This window comes from Chromobacterium indicum (assembly GCF_039708975.1).
Taxonomy (GTDB): Bacteria; Pseudomonadota; Gammaproteobacteria; order Burkholderiales; family Chromobacteriaceae; genus Chromobacterium; species Chromobacterium piscinae.
The window spans coordinates 154583-175018 of sequence record NZ_JAYFSJ010000012.1 but is presented as its reverse complement, the minus strand read 5'-3'; the positions used below and the strand labels follow the sequence as shown (position 1 = coordinate 175018).

Here is a 20436-nt window from a genome sequence, read left to right as displayed (position 1 = left end):
GTGGGGCGGATCGTTCTGGTTTTGGGTGGGGGTGAATCCCTCCACGTCAGGATGACCCCCCCCCCCCCCCCCCCCCTCCCCCCCCCGCCGCCGCATATGCGGCGGCTTGTTCCCTTATACCTGAGTGTCGAAAATGCAGCTGAATACTCGCCTGATCATCATCATCGTCGCCAGCTTGGTGGCGCTGCTCGGACTGTCCTCCGTCGCCTTGCTTTCCACCCGCGCCACCCTGCATCAAGAAAAAAGCGAGCAGATCGTCCACCTGCTGAAAATGGCGGAAAACAGCCTCACCCATTTCCAGCAGCTGGAGGCCAAGGGCATGCCGCGCGCCGAGGCGCAGAAGCAGGCCATCGCCGCGCTCTCCGCGCTGAAGGTGGACGACATCTACTTCTTCGGCCGCAACCGCGAGCATCGCGTGCTGTTCCACCCCAGCAAGGACCGCGTCGGCAAGCTGGACATGGGCAGCAAGCTGCCGGACGGCCGCACCACGGTGGAAGCCTACGACGATGCGATGAAGGACGCCCACTACGGCGTGCTGGTGATCCAGACCAAGCGCAAGGGCAGCGGCGACCAGGAATTCCCCAAGCTGAACGGCGTGTTCCGCTTCGAGCCGTGGGACTGGACGATAGGCACCGGCATCTTCATCGACGACATCGACCAGCTGTTCTGGAGCGAGGCGCGGACGCTGATGGCCGTCGCGGTGATCTGCGTGGTGGTGCTGGGCGCGCTGGTAGGCTGGATGTCGCGCTCCATCCTGCAGTCGCTGGGCGGCGAGCCGCGTTACGCCGCCGACGTGGTCAAGGCGATCGCCGACGGCGATCTCAGCGTGGAGATCGAGGTCAAGGGCGGGCCCAACAGCCTGCTGGGCGCGATGAACGACATGCGCGGCAAGCTGCGCCTGATGATAGAGGAGATCGGCCGCGCCACCTCCAGCATCAACCACTCCTGCCACCAGTTGTCCCGCGACATGGACAAGGTGCATGAGGTGTCCGGCATCGCCAGCTCGTCCACCACCTCGGCCGCCGCCGCCATCGAGCAGCTGTCGGTCAGCATAGACCACGTCAGCGCCAGCACCCGCGACACCGAAACCGGCGCGCGCGACACCGCCCAGCTGGCCAGCGAGGGCAAGACCCTGGCCGGCAACGCCGCCGACGGCATCCGCCAGATCGCCGACCAGATCCACGGTGCCAGCGACATGGTGGGCCAGCTGGCCGAACGCAGCCGCAGCATCAGCAGCATCGCCGAAACCATCCGCGACATCGCCAACCAGACCAATCTGCTGGCGCTGAACGCCGCCATCGAAGCCGCGCGCGCCGGCGAGATGGGCCGCGGCTTCGCGGTGGTGGCCGACGAAGTGCGCAAGCTGGCCGAGCGCACCGCCAGCGCCACCGACGAGATCAGCAGCATCGTGCAGGCGGTGATCAACGAAACCGGCAACGTCTCCGGCCGCATGGACGAGATCCGCCCCGCGGTGCAGGCCGGCGTCGAGCAGGTGCAGCAGGCGGCCGAAACGCTGGAGTCGATCAGCCAGCAGGCCAGCACCGCGCTCGAGCACGTGCACAACGTGGTGGTGGCGATGGGCGAGCAGAGCCAGGCCGGCACCAATATCGCCGGCAACGTCGAGCAGGTGGCGGGCGTGGTGGAGGAAACCCAGAACTCGGTCAGCCACGCGGTGGAGGCGGTACGCGACATCGACCAGCAGGCCACCAATCTGCACCAGACCGTCAGCCGCTTCCGGCTCTAAGCGCCGCTAGGCGCGTCCCCCGCCGCCGCGTCTTGAACGGCGGCGGCGGGCGTTCCCACAAAACTGCAAACAGGGTTTCGGGCATCGCCGCACTTGCCGCCGCCGTTGCGGCTGGCATAATGGCTACGGGCACACGCTCCATGAAAGCAAGAAAAAAAACTGAGGACAGACAGGAACCCCAGCACGCTTCAGTGGAGAATCGTATGTCTGATGCCCGCATGCCGGCAGGCCTCATCGAATGGCTGCAACACAGCAAGGCGCGGGACGTCGAGCTCGCCTTTGCCGACGTCCATGGTTTTCCCCGCGGCAAGACCCTGCCCGCCGCCGCCTTCATCAAGGGGCAGCCGCTGCGCATCGCGCGCGCGGTGCCGCTGCAAAGCTGTATCGGCGAATTTCCCGACTACAGCTTCTACGGCGAACACGATCCGGACGTCACCCTGGCGCCGGACTACGACACGCTGCGTCCGGTGCCCTGGGCCAAGACCCCGCGCGCGATGGTGATCTGCGATTGCGTCGACCACGACGGCGGCCTGTCGCCGCTGGCGCCGCGCTCGGTGCTGAAGCAGGTGCTGGCGCGCTACGACGCCCATGGCTGGACGCCGGTGGTCGCGCCGGAGCTGGAGTTCTACCTGTTCGCCGCCCACGGCGACCCGGCGCAGCCGTTCCAAGCGCCCCAGCTTGCCAGCGGCCGCCGCGAAGCCGGCTTCGACGCCTTCGGCTTCTCCGCGCTGGGCGAGCTGGAAGCCTTCTTCGACGAGCTGTACCAGGCCTGCGAGACGCTCGGCATCGCCACCGACACCTGCGTGCACGAGATGGGCCCCAGCCAGTTCGAGATCAACCTCAAGCACGGCGACGCGCTGAAGCTGGCCGACGACACCTTCCTGTTCAAGACCGCTCTGAAGGAGATCGCCCACCGCCACGGCCTCAGCGCCGTGTGCATGGCCAAACCGTTGCCCGGCCAGCCCGGCAGCTCGATGCACATCCACCAGAGCGTGGTGGACCGCCAGGGCCGCAACGCCTTCAGCCGCGCCGACGGTTCGGAAAGCCCGGAATTCTTCGGCTTCATCGCCGGCCTGCAGCGCTTCCTGCCCGAGCTGATGCCGCTGTTTTGCCCCAATCCCAACTCCTACCGCCGCTTCGTCAAGGGCATGGCGGCGCCGGTCAATCTCAGCTGGGGGTTGGACAACCGCTCGGTCGGACTCAGGGTGCCGGTGTCGGGCCCCGAGGCGCGGCGAGTGGAAAACCGCCTGCCCGGCTGCGACGCCAACCCCTATCTGGCGTTGGCCGCCAGCCTGGGCGCCGGCCTGGCCGGCATCGAGCAGAGGCTGGTTCCGGACGAGGCGGTGCACGGCAATGTGTTCAAGCAGCAAGCCGCCAGCCTGCCCACCACGCTGGACGCCGCCTGCGCGGCGATGGCCGCCGGCTGCGCCGAGGCGCTGTTCGGCTCCGACTTCAGCCTCGCCTATCTGGCGGTGAAGGAGGTGGAGCTGAGCGACTATCACCGCCAGGTCACTGCTTGGGAACGGCAATATCTGGGGTTTCTGGTCTGATCAAAATGACAGGCATGCGCTTGCCTGCCAATCAACATCAGTGGGGTCCGCTTCGCGGACGATGATTTTCACGGCGGTTCCGCCCGCCAAACGGGTCAGGGGGCTGTGTCGCCAGCCCCCTGACCACCCCAGGCGACCCCAGTGTCCCGAGAACCCCCGGCAAAACAGTTCTGCGCCAGGCGCCGCCGATCAAAAAAACGGCGGCTTAACATCCCCTGGCGCAAAACTGTTTAGCCGGCACGGGCCGAAGGGGAGAGGGTGGCTGCCGACATCCGCCCCTATGCTGTCTGTCGACGCCGCATGCATGGAATCTTCCTTTCATTGCCCTGGATCAACACCCGCGCTCGCCCGGCGAGACACCGCCGCCGCCATCGGAGTATGCTGAAGGCATCCCACCAAGCCGGTGTTTCGAAGGAGCAGCCCATGTATCGTCACATCATCGCCGCGATAGACGGCAGCAACAATTCCGACAAAGCCCTGCACGAAGCCATCCGCGTCGCCAAGTTCGCCGAAGCCAGACTGACCCTGATCCACGTCGCCAGCCTGCGCGACCTGGCGGTCGACAGCCTGGGCGTCTACGCCGGCGACCCCGGCTACGATTTGGCGCTGGAGCAAGGCCAGGAAGCGCTGGCCCGCGCCCAGACCATCGCCCGCAACGCGGGCCTGACCGATGTGGTCAGCCATCTGGAGAAAAGCTGGGAAGGCGGCCATGATCTGGCCGATCTGCTGATAGGCTACGCCAGCGCGCAGCAGGCGGACCTGATCGTGCTGGGCACCCACGGCCGCAGCGGCCTGGCCCATCTGTTCCTGGGCAGCTTCGCCGAAGACATCCTGCGCCGCAGCCAGTGCCCGCTGCTGGTGGTGCGCAGCCTGGAAGACGACGACATCCGCGTCGAGTAAGCCTCAACGCCCGCCCCGCCGCATGCAGGGCGGCGATGCCAGGCCCGCCTCGCGCGGGCCTGCTTTGTTTCAACGGCGCTCGGCGTGGACAAAAAACTCCCGGTTGCCGTCGCCGCCCTTGATCGGGCTGTCGAACCAGGCCAACGTCTTCATGTTCTGCTCGGCCAGCACTCGATCGATCTTGTCCTTAACCTGCGGATACAGGCTTTCGTCGCGGACGATGCCGCCGTGGGACAGCCCTTCCCGCCCAACCTCGAACTGCGGCTTGACCAGGCTGAGCAGACGCCCGCCCGGCGTCAACAACGGCAGCGCCGACGGCAGCACCAGGCTCAGCGAGATGAAGGACACGTCGCACACCATCAGGTCGAAGCCGTCGCCCTCATTGACGGCCAACAGCGCTGCGCGGTCCAGCGCGCGCGCGTTGACGCCTTCGAAATAGCGAACCCGCGCGTCTTCCCGCATCCGCGGGTGCAACTGGTCGTGGCCGACGTCCACGCCCACCACCCGGCGCGCGCCGGCCTGCAGCAAGCAGTCGGTGAAGCCGCCGGTGGACTGGCCGACGTCCAGCGCGGTCCAGCCGGCGATGTCCAATCCGGCCGCGTCCAGCGCGCCGCGCATTTTCAGCCCGCCGCGCGACACGTAGCGGTCGGCCTCGTCGGCGACGATGTCGAACGCCGCGTCCGCCGGAAATTTCTGGCTGGACTTGGCCACCACCGCGCCGCCGCAGCTGACGCGGCCGGCCGCCACCAGGTTCTGCGCGGCGGTCCGCGATGCGGCAAGCCCTTGTTCCACCAGCAAAATATCCACTCGAATCATGTCCGTTCCCGCTGCCCGAATTCCGATGAACGCGACAGGTTGGCGAAGCCGCCATCCGCTGTCAAGCGAAGCCGCCAACCCTGTCCATTTGCATCAAATCTCGCAACAGATGTTTACAAGAAAATGCTAATAATGATAATCTAAAAAGCAATTCATTGATTTTATTCATATATTCAAACAGCCCCGCCGGCATCGGACAGAAAGCGCCCGCCCCATCCCGCGCGCCCTTATCCATCCATGCTGGCCCGCTCCGCCAGCGCCCGGCAGCAAACAGCCGTTGGCGGCAGAGTCCCGCAGCGGGCTCTGGCCCGGGCAAGGCTTTCGCGCCGGCCGTCGCCGGTTTCGCCCGCGGCCCAGGCCGCGCCTCGCCTCGCCATCCATCACGGCTGCGCGCCCCGCGCGGGGACGCGCGCCGCCATGCAAGGAGTACCGATGGTCCTACGCCTGTCGTTGTTGTTCGCCGTATTGTTCGCGTTCTGGGGCGCCGCCGCTCCCGAGCACATGACCGCCACCGCTTCCGAGTGGCTGAGCTTCACCATTTCCCGCTTCGGCTGGTTCTACCTGTTGTCGGTGTTCGGCTTCCTGCTGTTCGCGCTCTACCTGGCTTTCGGCCGCTTCGGCCACATCCGGCTGGGCAAGGAGGACGACGAGCCGGAGTTTTCCCGCCTGAGCTGGTTTTCCATGCTGTTTTCCGCCGGCATGGGCATCGGCCTGGTGTTCTGGGGCGTGGCCGAGCCGCTGTCCCACTTCGCCACGCCGGCCAGCGCGTCCACCGCGCCGGAATCGGCCGAGGCGGCGCGGCTGGCGATGCGCCACGCCTTCTTCCACTGGGGCCTGCACCCGTGGGCGGTATACAGCCTGACCGCGCTGGCGCTGGCTTACTTCAAGTTCAACCGCGGCCAGAAGGGCCTGATCAGCGCCGCCTTCCGCCCGCTCCTGGGCAACCGCGTCGACGGCCCGATCGGCATCGCCATCGACGTGATGGCGGTGCTGGCCACCGTGTTCGGCGTCGCCACCACGCTGGGCTTCGGCACGCTGCAAATCGAAAGCGGCCTGGAGATGCTGTTCGGCGTGGCGCCGTCTCCCACGCTGACGGTAGCCATCGTCGTCATCGCCACCGCGCTGTTCCTGCTGTCGTCTCTGACCGGGCTGTCGCGCGGCATCAAGTGGCTGTCCAACCTCAACATCGGCCTGGCCATCCTGCTGTTCCTGGCGGTGGTGGTCCTGGGGCCCACCGGCTTCATCTTCGACACCTTCACCACCACGCTGGGCGATTATCTGGGCAATCTGACCAGCACCAGCCTGCGCATGAGCCCATTCACCCAGGGCACCTGGATGGCCAACTGGACGCTGTTCTACTGGGCCTGGTGGGTGACCTGGGCGCCCTTCGTCGGCATGTTCATCGCCCGCGTCTCGCGCGGCCGCACCATCCGCGAGTTCATCGTCGGCGTGCTCTTGGTGCCGGCGCTGGCCAGCTTCGTCTGGTTCTCCGCCTTCGGCGGCACCGCGCTGGACCTGCAGCTGTTCGGCGGCGCCGACCTGGTGGCCGCGGTCAAGAGCGACGTTTCCACCGCGCTGTACGTGATGTTCGAACAGTTGCCGGGCGGCCGCGTCCTGTCGCTGCTGGCGATGACGCTGGTGATCATCTTCTTCGTCACCTCGGCCGATTCCGCCACCTTCGTGCTGGGCATGTTCACCAGCGGCGGCGACCTGAACCCCAGCCACCGCGTCAAGCTGATCTGGGGCGTGCTCCTGGCCGCCATCGCGCTGGTGCTGCTGCAAAGCGGCGGCCTGAAAGCCTTGCAGGCGGTGCTGATCGTCAGCGCGCTGCCCTTCATGCTGATCATGATAGGCATGGCGGTGTCGCTGTACCGCGCGCTGGATGAAGAGGAGCACGACAGCCGCCTGCGCGAGATCCGCCGGCTGCGCCAGCTGGAGGCGCTGGAAAAACGCCAGCAGGATTGACCATGCGACGGGACGGCCGGCGGATTTGATGCGATCATGACAGTATTGTCTCGCCATGGAGGATGTATGGACACGCATCAACTCGACCCGATGGAGGTCCGCGTGCTGGGCGCGCTGCTGGAGAAGCAGGCGCTGACGCCCGACGCCTACCCGCTGACGCTGAACGCGCTGGTCGGCGCTTGCAATCAGCTGACCAGCCGCGAACCGGTGATGCAGCTGTCCGAGGCCGACGCCAGCGCCGCGCTGGACGCGCTGATCGCCAAGAAGCTGGTGGCCGAGCGCCTGCCGGCCGGCAGCCGGGTGGCCAAGTACGAGCACCGTCTCAACTACGAATGGAACATCGACGGCGCGCGCCTGGCCGCGCTGTGCCTGCTGACGCTGCGCGGCCCGCAGACCGGCGCCGAGATCCGCGCCCGCGCCGGCCGCATCTACAGCTTCTCCGGCGTGGACGAGGTGGAAACCGCGCTGAACGCGCTGGCCGACAAGTACCCGCCGCTAGTCATGAAGCTGGAACGCCAGCCGGGCGAGCGCGAGGCGCGCTGGTGCCACCTGCTGTCCGGCGAGCCGCAGATCGTCCCGGCGCAAGCCTGCGAAGTGATAGACGTGGGCCTGACCGGCCGGGTGGCGGCGCTGGAGGCCGAAGTGGCGGCGCTGAAAACGATGCTGCTGGCGCTGGAGCAGCGGCTGAGCAATTGACCGGCTGAACTTGTTTTTTAGGAATTGGTCACTACCTGTTGTCGCTTGAATGAACCAACAGGAATGGACCGCATGAAGCATTTCGCAATCGCCCTGGCGCTGGCCGGGCTGGCCGGCGGCGCCCACGCCGCCGACTACATGTTCGGCGCCGGCAACGGCACCCAGCAACTCACCCGCACGCCGGACGGTTTCGGCATCGGCCTCAATCTCGACTACCTGCGCGACGACCACAAGGGCAGCGCCGGCGGCGCCGGCCTGGAGTTCGCTCTGCCGCTGGGCCCGCTGACCGTGGCCGGCGGCGGCAAGCTGATGGCGCTGTCGCCGGACAGCGGCTCCGCCACCGCCGCGCTGGTCGGCGGCCGCGCCAGCTTCGACCTCACCCCCAAGGTCAAGCTGTTCGGCCAGGCCTACTACGCGCCGAGCAGCTTCGCCAGCGGCAGCGTCGACCGGGTCAGCGACTACGCCGCCGGCGTGCGCTGGAACGTGGTCGGCCCGCTCAGCGTGGAAGCCGGCTACCGCTACTTCGACATCCGCCGCGACAACGACAGCCGCAGCCGCACGCTGGCCGACGGCGCCTACCTGGGCGCGGGACTGAGCTTCTAATCTTCGCCCGCCCTCCTCACGGCTCCCCAGGGGGCCGTTTTCTGTTCCGCACGCCCGCCGAATCCACGCCTTCTTGAGCGCGATCAACCCCTTTTCCCGCGGCAAACTGTTTACAATATTCAAAAAAGATTATTCCTAACGTATACTATGCCGCCTCACATATGGCATACGTCTAAAAATCCATACAGATATGGTATGGATTACGAAAGGAATGCTTTCTTGAAATCCACGCTACGCTCCTTATCGCTGGCCGTTGGCCTATTGCTGGCCGCAGCGGCCTCCCATGCCGCCACAGTGACGTTCGCCGGCCTATCCTATTCCGGCGACAGCAAGTCCATCCCCGCCCGATTTCCCTACAGCCTGAAGCTGGAAAAGACGCTGGCCGCGCGCGGCAACCCGCTGAACAAACAGCTGGCGGCCAAGCTTGCCGCCGACAAACCGCTGCATTTCGACCTGAACCAGCAGGGCCTGACTTCGTTGAAGGGGCAGGACCAGGCCATCGTCGCCACGCTGCTGATTACCGGCGAGACCGTTTCCGCCGAACGCTTCGGCAATGTCGCCAAACTGATGACCCAGGTACGCGCCCAGGCAATGTTCTTCGATTTCAAGAACATGACCGTGCTGCGCGCCTATCCGCTCAGCTTCGCCGACCTGGACCTGATCGACCACTACCCCAGCGAGCGGGAAATGCAAGATCGCTTCGCCGCGCTGTACTACGGCGAACAGGACAAGCCCGGCATTCTGCAGCGCTTCGCCGACATCATGCATGAGGCCGCCGTGCCCGATCAGGTTCCGCGCTTCCTGCAAGTCGCCAAGGTCCGCATCGGCGACGACGCCCGCAAGGCATTGCCTCCCGAGCTGACGCGCACGCCGGGCACCGCGGAAACCTGGGCCGCGGATCTGTTCGCGGAAAACCTCTCCAGCAAGACCGGCGTGCCGCTGCTGCCTTACACCAAGGGCTACGCCATCGGCAACACGCTGTCCATGCGCGTATCCGAGGGCGATGTGTTCATGCTCAAGCTGCCGGAGGCCGACTACGCCATCACCCTGGACATCCCTAAGCTCCGCCGCATCACCAGCGGAGAAGTGGCCGCCGGCACCAGCTATATCTACGGCGCCTACGCCCACGTCAACATCCAGGAGCCGGTATCCGGCAAGAACTATCTGGACGCCGACTTCAAGAACGGCGAGATCAAGCTGGTGCCGGCGTCGCAAGACACCATAGACGATTTCCCCGCCTATCACGAAGCCATCAAGGGCCTGTTCGCCAAACTGGCCGACAACCTGGCCGGCAACCGCAATGGCTGGCTGAAATCGTCCACCTCCGCGTCCGACATCGACCAACAGATCCAATCCACCCAGCAATTACTGAAAGCCTGCAAATGATCCGTAGTCTCCTGATCGCATTCCTGATGCTGTTCGGCGCCCAAGCGTTGGCGGCGACCGCCACGGCCAAGGGCCAGGCGACCGTCAAGTACGAATCCTCGCTGTTCGGCAAGAAGGTCACGCCCGAAGTCCGCGCCCAAGCCGTGCTGCAGGCGCAGTTGAAGGCCATCGACAAGTACTATGCCGAAGCCGGCGACGCGCAGTCGCAGAACCTCGACGCCATCCGCGAAAAAGTGAAGGCGGACCCGGATCGGTACATCCTGGATACTGCGATCCTGAACGAGGACGACCGTCCCGACATGGGCCAGTTCACCGTCACCATCCGCGCCACGCTCAACGTTTCCCAACTGAACAACGCGGTCAAGGCGTCCTCCGCCGCCGCCCAGGCAGCCAATGGCGGCCAGAAATCCAAGCTGACCTTCATCTTCGTTTCCCGTCAGACCGACAGCTCGCAGCGCTTCGACGACCGCGAGTACCAGGCGGTGGAACTGAAGGCGCAAGGCAAAGCCGGCCGTTCCGGCGCCCAGTACCGCGAGTCGGTGGAAACCGGCGGCAGCACCACCCGCAAGGCCACCAAGAAAACCTACGCGATCTTCCCCAGCAACTACTTGAAAAGCGTATTCAACGGCGTGTTCGCCGGCGCCGGATTCAAGGTAGTGGATGCCGCCTACCTGGAGCCGTACACCAAGGGCCTGCTGAAGATCAAGAGCGTGGAAGCCGACTTCAAATCCGGCAACGACCTGCAGCCGCAGACCGAGCGCAACGTGGCCGCCGGCCTGCAGAACGCCAAGGTGCCTTATATCGCCTATGGCACGCTGGACGTGCGCCTGGCCGACACCGATCCCGCCACCGGCATGTTCCGCGTATCGGTAGCCGCCACCGGCAAGCTGCTGGACGCCAGCGACTCCATCCCCGAAACCAAGGCTGAAGTCGGTCCGATCCAAGCCGCCGGCTTAGGTCCGACCGAGGAAGAAGCGCAAGTCAACGCGCTGAAGAAAGCCGCCGAGGACGTCGCCCGCGAACTGCTGAGCCAGATGACCAACGCCGGCATCAAATAAACCCGAAAAACTCACCCAACAACAATGCATCCGGAGATGAAAATGCGCAAAACCCTGATCGTGGCCGCCCTTGCCGGCCTCAGCCTGACCGCCGTGACCGCCCAGGCGGGCATGTTCGACGCCGTGACCAGCCTGACCGGCGGCGCCGGCAACAGCAGCAGCGGCGCCGACCTGATCGGCCAGCAGAAGCAACTGGTGGAATCCTACACCGGCGCCAACAAGCAAGTGCTGATGGCCCAGTCCCAAATGGCGACCGCGCTGGGCGCCAAGGATGCCGCCGCGCTGGCCAAGGCCGAAGCCGAAGCCCTGACCTCCGGCGCCACCAAGGACAGCCTGAGCAAGGCCGACTCCGCCCAGAGCGCCGTGTCCAAGGCCATCAGCGAACAACAAAAGAACACCGGCACGGTGCTGGACGCCGAGGCGAAGAAAGCCTATGCCGAAGGCCTGGGCTCGCTGGCCAAGGGCGTGCTGAAGTACTCCAAGATGGCCAACCAGTTCAGCGGCTTCAAGGATGCGCTGGCATCCGCCTCCCCGCTGGACCTGCCCAAGCTGTCCTCCGGCGCCTACATCGTCACCAGCCTGCCGGGCAACTCCAAGAACCTGTACGAGGCGCTGAAGCAGGCGGTCAGCTTCGCCAAGAGCCACGATATCCCGGTTCCGAAGGATGCGACCCAGGCGCTCTAAGCCCAGACCCGGCCAAGGAAACGACATGAAATTGCGATACGCGATGAGCGCCGCCGCCTTGGCCCTGAGCCTGGCGGCCTGCTCCCACAAGGAAGAGGCGGCGACCGCCCCCAAGGCGGATGCCAGCGCGCCGGTCCAGGCCCAGCCTGACGCCGGCAAACTGACATCGGTGGACAGCGCGGCAACCGGCATCGGCGCCAGTCCGGCGGAAGCCGTCGAGGAAGCGCTGAAACTGGCGATCAAGCAGGTCAACGGCGCCTCCTTCGACCTGTCCTCCGAACAGGTCAAGGCCACGCTGTCCGTCGCCGCCGGCAAGGATGCCGATCAGCTCAGCGCGCACGCGTTCGCCGAATATGTCGCCCAGGAGTCTGGCGGCGTGGTGACCGGCTTCAAGCTGGTCAAGATGGAAGAGCCCGGCCTGCTGAACAAGAGCTACAAGGCGAGCATCGAAGCCAAGATCGCCAAATTCGTCCAGCCGGCATCCGCCGGCAAGCTGAAGATCGTGGTCGGCCCGGTGTACATCGATCGCGAATCCTTCAAGCTGGCGGGCATCTCGGTGCCGGCCGAACAGGTCGCCCGCGAGATACACCAGCAGACGCTGGACGCGCTGGCCAACACCGGCCGCTTCTCGGTGCTGGACCGCGAGCTGGGCGACGATGTGCAGCAGGAACTGGACATGATCAGCTCAGGCCAGACGCCTTCCGCCGAGCGCTCCAAGATCAGCCAGGCGCTCAGCGCCGACCTGATCTGGACCGGCCATCTGACCGCCTTCGGCTACGACAAGAAGCGCGCCAGCTGGAATCTGTCGCAACGCGTGATCAACGTGGCCAACCGCCAGGTGCAACTGTCAAACATGCTCGCCGGCGACGCCGGCAAGCTGGGCGATGGCTCCGCCGATGCCGCCCGCCGCGGCATGGAAGGCCAGATCGTCGATCGCATCGTCAGCGCCATCCTGGTCCGCACCTTCCCCATCTCCGTAGCCTCGCGCACCGGCAATAACGTGATTCTCAGCCAGGGCGGGCAGTCCGTTCGCGAAGGCGCGCGTTACAAGCTGGTATCGCTGGGCCAGGAGGTGAAGGATCCGCAGACCGGACAATCGCTGGGCCGCTCCGAATTCGACTGCTGCGAAGTAGTAGTCGACAAGGTGATGCCGACGATGTCCCAGGGCCATCTGGAAAACGTGAAGATGCCGCTGGAACAGATACCGCCAGGCGGCCTGCAGCTGCGCGAACTGGCGCCGGCCGCGCCGGCGAAAGCCGAGGCTTCCGCCCCGGCAGCCGGCAAGAAGGCGCCGGCCAAGAAGCACAAGCCGGCCGCCGGCATGTTCGACGCCGACAAGGACAAGTGGTAGGCGACGCCTTCCCGCTTCGTTCCACACAGCCGGGCTCCCGAAAGAGCCCGGCTTTTTTTACCACCACAAATGGAAGCGCTGCGCCGGCGGCAAATACATCTTGTCCCCCGGCTTGACGCCGAAGGCCTGGTAGAACGGCTCCAGATTGCGGACAGTGCCGAAGGCGCGCCACTGGTCAGGCGTGTGCGGATCGGACACCATCTGCTGCAGCGTGGCCGCGTCGCGGCTCTTGCTGCGCCAGGACTGGGCGAAGGCGATGAAGAAACGCTGGTCGCCGGTGAGGCCGTCGCGCACCGGCGCTTCCTTGCCGCCCAGCGCGATCTTGTACGCCTTGTAGGCGATCTCCAGGCCGGCGTTGTCGGCGATGTTCTCGCCCAGCGTCAGCTCGCTGTTGACCTTGTGTCCCTTCACCGGCTCGTAGCCGCCGTACTGCTTGACCAGTTTGGCGGTCGCCTCCTTGAAGTGCGCCTCGTCGGCTGGCGTCCACCAGTTGCGCATATTGCCGTCGCCGTCGAACAAATGGCCCTGATCGTCGAAGCCATGGCTGATTTCGTGGCCGATGGTGGCGCCGATGCTGCCGTAGTTGACCGCGGGATCGAAGGCGGTATCAAAGTACGGCGCCTGCAGGATGGCGGCCGGGAACACGATCTCGTTGTTGGCCGGGTTGTAATAGGCGTTGACCGTCTGCGGCGCCATGCCCCATTCGGTCCGGTCCACCGGCTGTCCCAGATGCCTGGCCTGGCGGCGGTAATTGAACGCCGCGACGCGCTCGGCGTTGCCGATCAGGTCATCCGGGCGGATCTCCAGGCTGGCGTAGTCGCGCCACTTGTCAGGGTAGCCTATCTTCAGCGTGTACTTGGACAGCTTCAGGTGCGCCTCGCGCTTGGTTTCCGCGCTCATCCAGTCCAGCGTGTCCACGCTGCGGTCGTAGGCCGCCAGCAGATTGCGCACCAATTCGTCGGCCTGGCGTTTGGCCTCCGGCGTGAAGTACTTGGCCACATACAGCTTGCCCACCGCCTCGCCCATGCCCTCGTCCACCAGCGTCACCGCCTTCTTCCAGCGCGGCCGGTCGGCGCTGCGGCCGTCCAGCGCCTTGCCGTAAAAGGCGAAGCGGGCCGCTACCCACGGCTTGTCCAGGTAGGGCGCGTAGGCGTCCAGCGCGCGCAGCGTCAGATAGTCGCGCAGCGCCGGCAGCGGCGTCGCGCGCAGCAGGCCCGGCAGCTGTTCCAGATAGCTGGGCTGGTCCAGATTGAGGTCCGCCGCGGCGGCCAGCTGCGCGTCTTTCAGCAGCGCCGGCCAATCGTAGCCGGGCAGACGCTTGGCCAACTCGGCCGCGCCGGTCTTGTTGTAGGTCTTCTGCGCGTCGCGGTTGTCGACATTGCTCCACTGCGCCTTGGCCAGCCGCGTTTCCAGCTCCAGCACCGCGGCGGCGCGCGGCAGGGCGTCCTTTTCGCCGGCCAGCGTCAGCAGCCTGGCCAGATAGGCGCGGTAGGCCTTGCGCGCCGCGGCGAAATCGGCGGATTGGAGCAGATAATAGTCGCGGTCCATCGCCAGGCCGGACTGGCCGACGCCGGCCAGGTAGGCCGCGGAGTTCTTGTTGTCCTGCGCCACGTAGAAGCGGAACGGCGTGTCTTCCGGCTGGTCCTGCAGCCGGCCCATGTAGGCGATGACGGCGTCGGCGCTGTCCAGCGCGGCGATGGCGGCCAGCTTGGATTTCAGCGGCGCCAGGCCGCGACGGGCAATGGTCTGTTCATCGAGAAAGCTGCGATAGAGATCGGCGATCTTGCGCGAGTCGGCCGAAGCCGCCGGATCGGCATGCTCGATCAATTCCCGCACCCGCTGCTGGTTGCGGTCGTACAGCAACTCGGATACGCCGGTCGACGAACGGTCGGCCGGAATCCGCGCGCGCTTCATCCAGCCGCCGTTGGCATGCAGCGCGATATTGTCCTGCGGCCGCACCGCGCGGTCCATTCCCTGAAAATCTATGCCGTACGCGCCGTAGTCCAGCCCCCCGGCCCAAGCCGCCTGCAGGCTCAACAGCATGGCCAGCGGCAGCAATTTCTTCCCTTGCATGGTTTTCCTCTTATCGTTCTGAAACGGCCGGACATGATCCGGCCTCGAACGATGGTACGCCCGCGCTCCCCGCGGCGGCAATCGGCAAAATGCAAACGACATCATCGCTCAACAAACCGGCCCGGAGAGGCAAGCCGCAATGAAAAAGGGCGCTCTCGCGCCCCTTGCTGTCACATCTTCCGCCTCAATCGCACAAGCGCTGGTACAGATACACCAGCACCCGCGCCAGCTCGGCGGCGGTGTCCTCCTGGCCGGCATTGCCGGCGTGGCCGCCGCCGTCGGTCTCGTAGAACAGCGCGTCGTGGCCCAGCTCCAGCAGCCGCGCCGCCATCTTGCGGGCATGGCCGGGATGGACGCGGTCGTCGCTGGCGCTGGTGGTGAACAAGGCCAGCGGGTAGCGCGCGTCGGCGCGCAGATTGTGATACGGCGAATAAGCGGCCAGCGCGGCGCGCTCGGCCTCGTCGTCCGGATCGCCGTATTCGTCTATCCAGCTGGCGCCGGCCAGCAACTGGGTGTAGCGCAGCATGTCCAGCAGCGGCACCTCGCACACCACCGCCCGGAACAGCTCGGGGCGCTGCGCCATCGCCGCGCCGACCAGCAGGCCGCCGTTGCTGCCGCCCTCTATCGCCAGCTTGGCCGGCGAGGCCAGCTTGCGGGCGATCAGGTCTTCCGCCACCGCGATGAAGTCGTCGAAGCTGACCTGGCGCTTCGGCCCCTGCGCCGCCTGGTGCCAGTGCGGGCCGAACTCGCCGCCGCCGCGGATGCAGGCCAGCACGAAGGCGCCGCCCCTGGCCAGCCAGTGCGGGCCGAAATTCTCGATGTAGTAAGGCAGCATCGGCACCTCGAAACCGCCGTAGCCGTACAGCAGCGTCGGCGTCGTGCCGTCAAAGGGCGCGTCGCGGCGACGCACCACGAAGTACGGGATTTGCTCGCCGTCGGGCGCCGTCGCCTGCCATTGCTCGGCGACATAGGGCGCGGGATCGAAAGCTTCCGGCTGGCGGCGCAGGCATTCGCGCTCGCCGCTGGCCAGATCCAGCCGGTACAGGCCGCTCGGCGTCAGGAAATCGCTGTAGCTGTAGTAGAGCACGTCGCTCTGCCACGGCTGGTCGGCGATCTCGATCACGCCGTCCGTCGGCAGGTCCAGCGGCTGCGGCGTCCACACGCCGTCTTGCTTGGCGAAGCACAGCATGCGGCTCTTGACGTTGTCGAGCAGATTGACCAGCAGCCGGCCGCGGGTGGTTTCCACCGCCGCCACCGCCAGCCGCGGCTCAGGCGCCTGCAACAGCTCCGGCGCCGGGCCGTCGCCGATCAGGCCGGGCAGGCTCACCGCCAGCAGGCTGCCGCTGACATAAGTCTCGCCGCGCCAGAACCAGTCCTCGGCCAGCTTGACGATGAAGTCGCCGCCGATATAGGCCTCGATCTCGGCCTTGGCCGGCAAGGGCAGCGCGTGCGCCTCCAGGCCGCCGTCCAGCAGATGGTAGGTTTTGCGGTAGAAGCCGTCGGAGGCCTCGATCAGGTCGACGGCGCTGCCGTCGCTGTCGAGGAAGCGCCAGGCGGCGGTCATCATCGCGTCTTCCGGCGCGGCGAACAGCTGGGTCCAGCCGTGCTGGCCGTCCGCGCCCCTCTCCACCAGCCACACCTCGCGCGGGTAGCCGGAACGGGTCAGCGGCGCGCCCTTCCAGCCGGGGCAGACGAAGGCGCTGTCCGGATCGCGCCAGGCGATGTGGTTCTTGCCTTCCGGAAAGCTGAAACCGTCCTCGACCCAGCGCCGCGCCTCGATGTCGTATTCCCGCGCCACGGTGGCGTCGCCGCCGCCGTCAGTCAGATGCACCAAAGCCCGCTCGGGCCGGACCGTGCAGTGCGACACGCCGTCCAGATACCAGTCGCGCTCGTCGGCGTCGGCCAACGCGTCGATGTCCAGCACCGCCTGCCAGTCCTGGCTGCCGGCGCGATAGGCGTCCAGGGTGGTTCTGCGGTAGAGGCCGCGCGGATGGGCTTCGTCCTGGTGGAAGTTGTACAGCCAGCCGGCGTGCTCGGCGAAATAGGGAATCTGCCGCGTGTCGCGCAGGTGGGCGAGGATGTCGGCCTTCAGTCCAGCGAAGCGCGGATCGGCGTCCAGCACGCCCTCGGTGCGGGCGTTCTGCGCGGCCACCCAATCGGCGGCTTGGTCGGAATCCAGGCTTTCCAGCCAGGCGTGGGGGTCGTGGGATGGCGTCATGATGTCGGCGATAGAAAATCCAGGGATGGCGGCGAGGGTAGCACCGGCGCGCCCCAACCGCCATAGCGCCCGCTCAATGGCGGCCGTGCGCCAGCATCCACGCGCCGGCCAGGCCCAGCGCCCGCGCCTCGATGCCGTTGTAGCCGTGCCAGGCCCAGGGCTGGCACGGATCGCCCTCGCTCTTGCCGCCGTCCAGCAGCATCAGCTCGCGCGGCGCGTCGGCGCGCAGCCGCTCCACCACCGGCCCCAGATTGCCGGGCCGGCTGGCGCGGCATTCGTCGCGGCGGTGCTGGATCATCAACACCGGGATGGCCAGCCGCTCCAGAGGCAGGCCGGCCAGGCTGCCGCGGCCGCTGTCTATGCTGGAGGTCAGCAGCAGGCCGTCCGCCGCGTCCGGCCGGTTCAACGCCACCGCGGCGGCGGAGGTAGTGCCGCGGCTGGTGCCGGCCAGCCATACCGGCAGCGCCGCGCCCTGGCGCAGGTAATCGGCCACCGCGGCGATGTCCGCCGCGTGCGCCGGGCTCTCGCGGAAATCGCCCAACAGGCCGCGCGGCATGTCGGACGGCGCGTCCGCCACCGCGACGCGGAAACCCATGTCGGCCCAGCCCTGGCGGGAGCGCACCAGGAAATTGCCCTTGCCCGCGCCCAGCTCGCCCTCGGCCGACAGTTTGAGCAGGCCTTCGCCGCCAGCGAGCAGGATCAGGTTGGCGCGCGCAGGCCCCGGCGGCTCCAACAACAGGAAACGCAGCGCGACGCCGGGACGGGTTGGAATCTCCACCAGCCGCTCGGCCCAGGCGGGCAGGGCCAACAGGCAGCACAGCAGCGGCGGCAGCAGTCGATAGCGCATGGCGTTCTCCCTTGGCAGCGGTTCACGATGTCTGAAGCGGCACGCCAGCGCCTTCCAGCCGGCAGGCGCTCACGGCAACTCTGCTGCCGCTGCCCGGAACCGGGCGATCACCTCGGGCGGCGTGTCCTTGTTGAACGCGGCGTACAAGCCGCTGTCCAGCTTGTCCAGCCGGATGCCGCGCGCCACCAGCGCGCGGTCCAGGCCCAGCGCCTTCAGCTTGCCGGCGATGCCGCTCTCGGTGGACGGCAACAGGTCGCAACGGCCGGCCGCCAGCTTCCTGACATTGAGCGTGGAGTCCGGCGACACCTCCAGCCTGACAAAGCCCTGCTCCTCCAGAAACTCGTGGCGATAGTCGTTCAGCACCACGCAGATGCTGTATTTGCGCGCCTCGTCCAGCGTGCGCGGCTGGATGTCGCTGCGCGCGGCCAGCCGGTAAAAATAGATGTCGGTATCGAGAATCTTGAAAGTGAAGTCCAGGTATTTTTCCCGCTCCCGAGTCCTGGCGATGGGAAACACCATCGCGTAGGGCCGGCTCTTCGCCTCCTGGTAGGCGCGAGCCCACGGCGCCGCCTGCAGCGCGCTGAAAGGCAGGCCCAGCTTGCGCATCACCCGCGTCACCTTCTCCACCGTGGTGCCGCCCATCACTTGTCCGCCCGGGCCCACCATCACGTAGGGCGGATCGTCGTCGGTGTAGATGCGCACCTGCGCCAGGCCATCGGCCCGTCCCGGCGTCGGAAACAGGAGAATGGTCGCCAGCAGCGCGCCGAGCTGCAAGCGTAGCCGCATCCGGCCTGCTCCCATCGGTTCCCATCTACTGGTTATAGGCCCCCGGGCCGGTTCTCGATCCTTTTGCGAGCCTCGCGCCCGGGAAGCGGCCGGCAGACGCTCAGTCGCTGAGCACGCGCTGCATCACGTCCAGCAGGCGGTCGATGTCGGCGCGGCCCACCTGCCAGTGGGTGACCAGCCGCATCGCGCCCTGATGCGGCGGGTTGGCCAGGAAACCGGCCTGCTTCAGCGCCGACATCAGCTCGGCGGCGTCGATGTCGGCGTTGAAGCGGAACCACACCAGGTTGATGTGGACGTCGGCCGGATCGATATCCACGCACGGCAGCTTGGCCAGGCCCTCGGCCAGGTAGCGGGCATTCTGGTGGTCCTCGTCCAGCCGCGCCGCCATTTCGGTCAGCGCCAGGATGCCGGGCGCGGCGATCACGCCAGCTTGGCGCAGGCCGCCGCCCAGCAGCTTGCGCTTGCGGCGCGCCTGGGCGATGAAATCGGCGGGGCCGGCCAGAATGGAGCCGATCGGCGCGGCCAGGCCCTTGGACAGGCAGGCCATCACGCTGTCGACATGGCGGGTGATCTCGCGGACGTCGCAGCCCAGATGCGCGGCGGCGTTGAACACCCGCGCGCCGTCCAGGTGGACGGGCACGCCATGCGCGCGCGCCAGCGCCGCGGTGTCCGCCATCGCCGACAGCGGCAGCACGCGGCCGTTGCCGTGGGCGTTCTCCAAGCAGATCAGGCCGGTGCGCGGCTCGTGGATGTCGTCGCCGACGCGGATGCGGCGCTCGATCGCGTCCACCGCCATCAGGCCGTTGTCGCCCTCAATGGTGCGCAGATGGGCGCCGGCGATCACCGCCGCCGCGCCGGCCTCGTGCCAGACGATGTGGCTGTTGTCCTCGACGATCACCTCGTCGCCGCGGCGACAGTGGGTGAACAACGCCAGCTGGTTGCCGAAGGTGCCGCTGGGGACGAGCAGCGCCGCCTCCTTGCCCAGCTTGTCGGCGGCCAGTTCCTCCAGCCGCAGCACGGTGGGGTCGTCGCCGTAAACGTCGTCGCCGACCTCGGCCTCGGCCATCGCGCGGCGCATCGCCGGCGTCGGGTGGGTGACGGTATCGCTGCGAAAGTCTATCCACTGCATCTGCGTTTCTCCTCAAGTGTGGTGATAGGCCGGCAGGGCCAGATAGCCCGCCAGCGCGTCGGTGATCGCTTCATCCAGCCCCTCGGCCTGCGGATCGGCGTCCAGCAGCAGGCCGTGCACCAGGCTGTCGGCCATCCGCAGCAGCAGCCCGGCCCGGGCGGGGTCGCCGCCGGCGTCGGCCAGCCAGGCCGCGATCCGCGCATGCAGCGCGGCGTCGATGGGATTGCTGGCCGGCGGCTCGTCGTAGATCGGCCATTCGCGCTCCAGCACCCGGTGCAGGCCCAGCTCGCGCCGGTGCAGATCCAGCGCCGCGGCCACCATCGCCGCCAGTTGCTCCCGCGGCGGCCGGCCGGCGCTGCGCGCCAGCGCGTCGTCCAGCGCCGCCAGCGTCTCCTCGCCGTGCCGGCGGTGCAGCGCGGCCAGCAAGGCCTGCTTGTTGGGGAAGTACTGGTACAGCGAGCCGATGCCGACGCCGGACAGCTCGGCGACGCGGTTGGTGTTGAAGGAGGCGTAGCCGTCGCCGGCCAGAATGCGAGCCGCCGCCTCCAGAATGGCGGCGACGGCGTGGCGGGAACGGGCCTGGCGCGGCTGTTTGCGCGGCTGCGGAATGGCGGTCATGGGCTTAGCTAA

The 20436-nt window shown here is 67.1% G+C and carries 17 protein-coding genes; 10 read left to right on the top strand and 7 right to left on the bottom strand.

Translation table 11 applies throughout. The features are described 5' to 3' along the window. Window positions 1-133 precede the first annotated feature (133 nt). The 3 genes from VA599_RS17400 (at window position 134) to VA599_RS17390 (ending at window position 4194) form a co-directional block, all read left to right on the top strand. Window positions 134-1744 carry a methyl-accepting chemotaxis protein gene (locus VA599_RS17400; protein ID WP_021475062.1) on the top strand — a complete coding sequence of 537 codons (1611 nt, stop codon included), beginning with the start codon at window positions 134-136 and terminating at the stop codon, window positions 1742-1744. 203 nt (window positions 1745-1947) lie between these two features. Next, window positions 1948-3294 (top strand): glutamine synthetase family protein, encoded by a 1347-nt coding sequence (locus tag VA599_RS17395; RefSeq protein WP_346789756.1) that lies wholly within the window; start codon window positions 1948-1950, stop codon window positions 3292-3294. A 423-nt stretch (window positions 3295-3717) separates the two neighbouring features. Beyond that, a complete protein-coding gene (locus VA599_RS17390) occupies window positions 3718-4194 on the top strand; it encodes a universal stress protein (RefSeq protein ID WP_021475060.1) in 477 nt (158 codons plus the stop codon). Between the two features lie 69 nt (window positions 4195-4263). Here the strand turns inward: VA599_RS17390 and VA599_RS17385 are convergent, their stop codons facing one another. Beyond that, a complete protein-coding gene (locus VA599_RS17385) occupies window positions 4264-5010 on the bottom strand; it encodes a TlyA family RNA methyltransferase (RefSeq protein WP_046157906.1) in 747 nt (248 codons plus the stop codon). Between the two features lie 432 nt (window positions 5011-5442). Between VA599_RS17385 and VA599_RS17380 the strand changes: the two genes are divergently transcribed. The 7 genes from VA599_RS17380 (at window position 5443) to VA599_RS17350 (ending at window position 12753) form a co-directional block, all read left to right on the top strand. After that, the gene (locus VA599_RS17380) at window positions 5443-6975 is read left to right on the top strand and encodes a glycine betaine uptake BCCT transporter (RefSeq protein WP_021475058.1); all 1533 of its coding nucleotides are present in this window, start codon (window positions 5443-5445) and stop codon (window positions 6973-6975) included. A 66-nt stretch (window positions 6976-7041) separates the two neighbouring features. Beyond that, window positions 7042-7671 carry a YceH family protein gene (locus tag VA599_RS17375; RefSeq protein WP_021475057.1) on the top strand — a complete coding sequence of 210 codons (630 nt, stop codon included), beginning with the start codon at window positions 7042-7044 and terminating at the stop codon, window positions 7669-7671. 72 nt (window positions 7672-7743) lie between these two features. Beyond that, window positions 7744-8274, top strand: coding sequence for a YfaZ family outer membrane protein (locus VA599_RS17370; RefSeq protein WP_231161940.1), 531 nt, complete (start codon window positions 7744-7746; stop codon window positions 8272-8274). A gap of 219 nt (window positions 8275-8493) precedes the next feature. Continuing rightward, the gene (locus VA599_RS17365; RefSeq protein WP_346789753.1) at window positions 8494-9660 is read left to right on the top strand and encodes a hypothetical protein; all 1167 of its coding nucleotides are present in this window, start codon (window positions 8494-8496) and stop codon (window positions 9658-9660) included. After that, a complete protein-coding gene (locus tag VA599_RS17360) occupies window positions 9657-10718 on the top strand; it encodes a hypothetical protein (RefSeq protein WP_021475054.1) in 1062 nt (353 codons plus the stop codon). The genes VA599_RS17365 and VA599_RS17360 overlap by 4 nt, the downstream gene beginning before the upstream one ends. A gap of 42 nt (window positions 10719-10760) precedes the next feature. Next, window positions 10761-11402 (top strand): hypothetical protein, encoded by a 642-nt coding sequence (locus VA599_RS17355; protein ID WP_031295289.1) that lies wholly within the window; start codon window positions 10761-10763, stop codon window positions 11400-11402. Between the two features lie 25 nt (window positions 11403-11427). Continuing rightward, a complete protein-coding gene (locus VA599_RS17350) occupies window positions 11428-12753 on the top strand; it encodes a CsgG/HfaB family protein (protein WP_346789750.1) in 1326 nt (441 codons plus the stop codon). A 57-nt stretch (window positions 12754-12810) separates the two neighbouring features. Here the strand turns inward: VA599_RS17350 and VA599_RS17345 are convergent, their stop codons facing one another. The 6 genes from VA599_RS17345 to VA599_RS17320 form a co-directional block, all read right to left on the bottom strand. Then, complete coding sequence (locus VA599_RS17345; RefSeq protein WP_346789748.1) at window positions 12811-14826, bottom strand: M13 family metallopeptidase; 2016 nt, start codon at window positions 14824-14826, stop codon at window positions 12811-12813. Between the two features lie 184 nt (window positions 14827-15010). Further along, complete coding sequence (locus VA599_RS17340) at window positions 15011-17044, bottom strand: prolyl oligopeptidase family serine peptidase (RefSeq protein WP_346789746.1); 2034 nt, start codon at window positions 17042-17044, stop codon at window positions 15011-15013. A 73-nt stretch (window positions 17045-17117) separates the two neighbouring features. Then, window positions 17118-17891, bottom strand: coding sequence for an alpha/beta fold hydrolase (locus VA599_RS17335; RefSeq protein ID WP_346789744.1), 774 nt, complete (start codon window positions 17889-17891; stop codon window positions 17118-17120). 69 nt (window positions 17892-17960) lie between these two features. After that, the gene (locus tag VA599_RS17330; RefSeq protein WP_346789743.1) at window positions 17961-18677 is read right to left on the bottom strand and encodes a substrate-binding periplasmic protein; all 717 of its coding nucleotides are present in this window, start codon (window positions 18675-18677) and stop codon (window positions 17961-17963) included. A gap of 100 nt (window positions 18678-18777) precedes the next feature. Next, window positions 18778-19806, bottom strand: a complete 1029-nt coding sequence (gene ltaE / locus VA599_RS17325; RefSeq protein WP_346789741.1) for a low-specificity L-threonine aldolase — start codon at window positions 19804-19806, stop codon at window positions 18778-18780. A gap of 12 nt (window positions 19807-19818) precedes the next feature. Then, a complete protein-coding gene (locus VA599_RS17320) occupies window positions 19819-20424 on the bottom strand; it encodes a TetR/AcrR family transcriptional regulator (protein WP_346789740.1) in 606 nt (201 codons plus the stop codon). Window positions 20425-20436 lie beyond the last annotated feature (12 nt).

Bases quoted from the DNA above. Each gene is read 5' to 3' on its own strand.
- VA599_RS17400 (WP_021475062.1), top strand. From the start codon at position 134: ATGCAGCTGAATACTCGCCTGATCATCATCATCGTCGCCAGCTTGGTG.
- VA599_RS17395 (WP_346789756.1), top strand. From the start codon at position 1,948: ATGTCTGATGCCCGCATGCCGGCAGGCCTCATCGAATGGCTGCAACAC.
- VA599_RS17390 (WP_021475060.1), top strand. From the start codon at position 3,718: ATGTATCGTCACATCATCGCCGCGATAGACGGCAGCAACAATTCCGAC.
- VA599_RS17385 (WP_046157906.1), bottom strand. From the start codon at position 5,010: ATGATTCGAGTGGATATTTTGCTGGTGGAACAAGGGCTTGCCGCATCG.
- VA599_RS17380 (WP_021475058.1), top strand. From the start codon at position 5,443: ATGGTCCTACGCCTGTCGTTGTTGTTCGCCGTATTGTTCGCGTTCTGG.
- VA599_RS17375 (WP_021475057.1), top strand. From the start codon at position 7,042: ATGGACACGCATCAACTCGACCCGATGGAGGTCCGCGTGCTGGGCGCG.
- VA599_RS17370 (WP_231161940.1), top strand. From the start codon at position 7,744: ATGAAGCATTTCGCAATCGCCCTGGCGCTGGCCGGGCTGGCCGGCGGC.
- VA599_RS17360 (WP_021475054.1), top strand. From the start codon at position 9,657: ATGATCCGTAGTCTCCTGATCGCATTCCTGATGCTGTTCGGCGCCCAA.
- VA599_RS17355 (WP_031295289.1), top strand. From the start codon at position 10,761: ATGCGCAAAACCCTGATCGTGGCCGCCCTTGCCGGCCTCAGCCTGACC.
- VA599_RS17350 (WP_346789750.1), top strand. From the start codon at position 11,428: ATGAAATTGCGATACGCGATGAGCGCCGCCGCCTTGGCCCTGAGCCTG.
- VA599_RS17345 (WP_346789748.1), bottom strand. From the start codon at position 14,826: ATGCAAGGGAAGAAATTGCTGCCGCTGGCCATGCTGTTGAGCCTGCAG.
- VA599_RS17340 (WP_346789746.1), bottom strand. From the start codon at position 17,044: ATGACGCCATCCCACGACCCCCACGCCTGGCTGGAAAGCCTGGATTCC.
- VA599_RS17335 (WP_346789744.1), bottom strand. From the start codon at position 17,891: ATGCGCTATCGACTGCTGCCGCCGCTGCTGTGCTGCCTGTTGGCCCTG.
- VA599_RS17330 (WP_346789743.1), bottom strand. From the start codon at position 18,677: ATGCGGCTACGCTTGCAGCTCGGCGCGCTGCTGGCGACCATTCTCCTG.
- ltaE (WP_346789741.1), bottom strand. From the start codon at position 19,806: ATGCAGTGGATAGACTTTCGCAGCGATACCGTCACCCACCCGACGCCG.
- VA599_RS17320 (WP_346789740.1), bottom strand. From the start codon at position 20,424: ATGACCGCCATTCCGCAGCCGCGCAAACAGCCGCGCCAGGCCCGTTCC.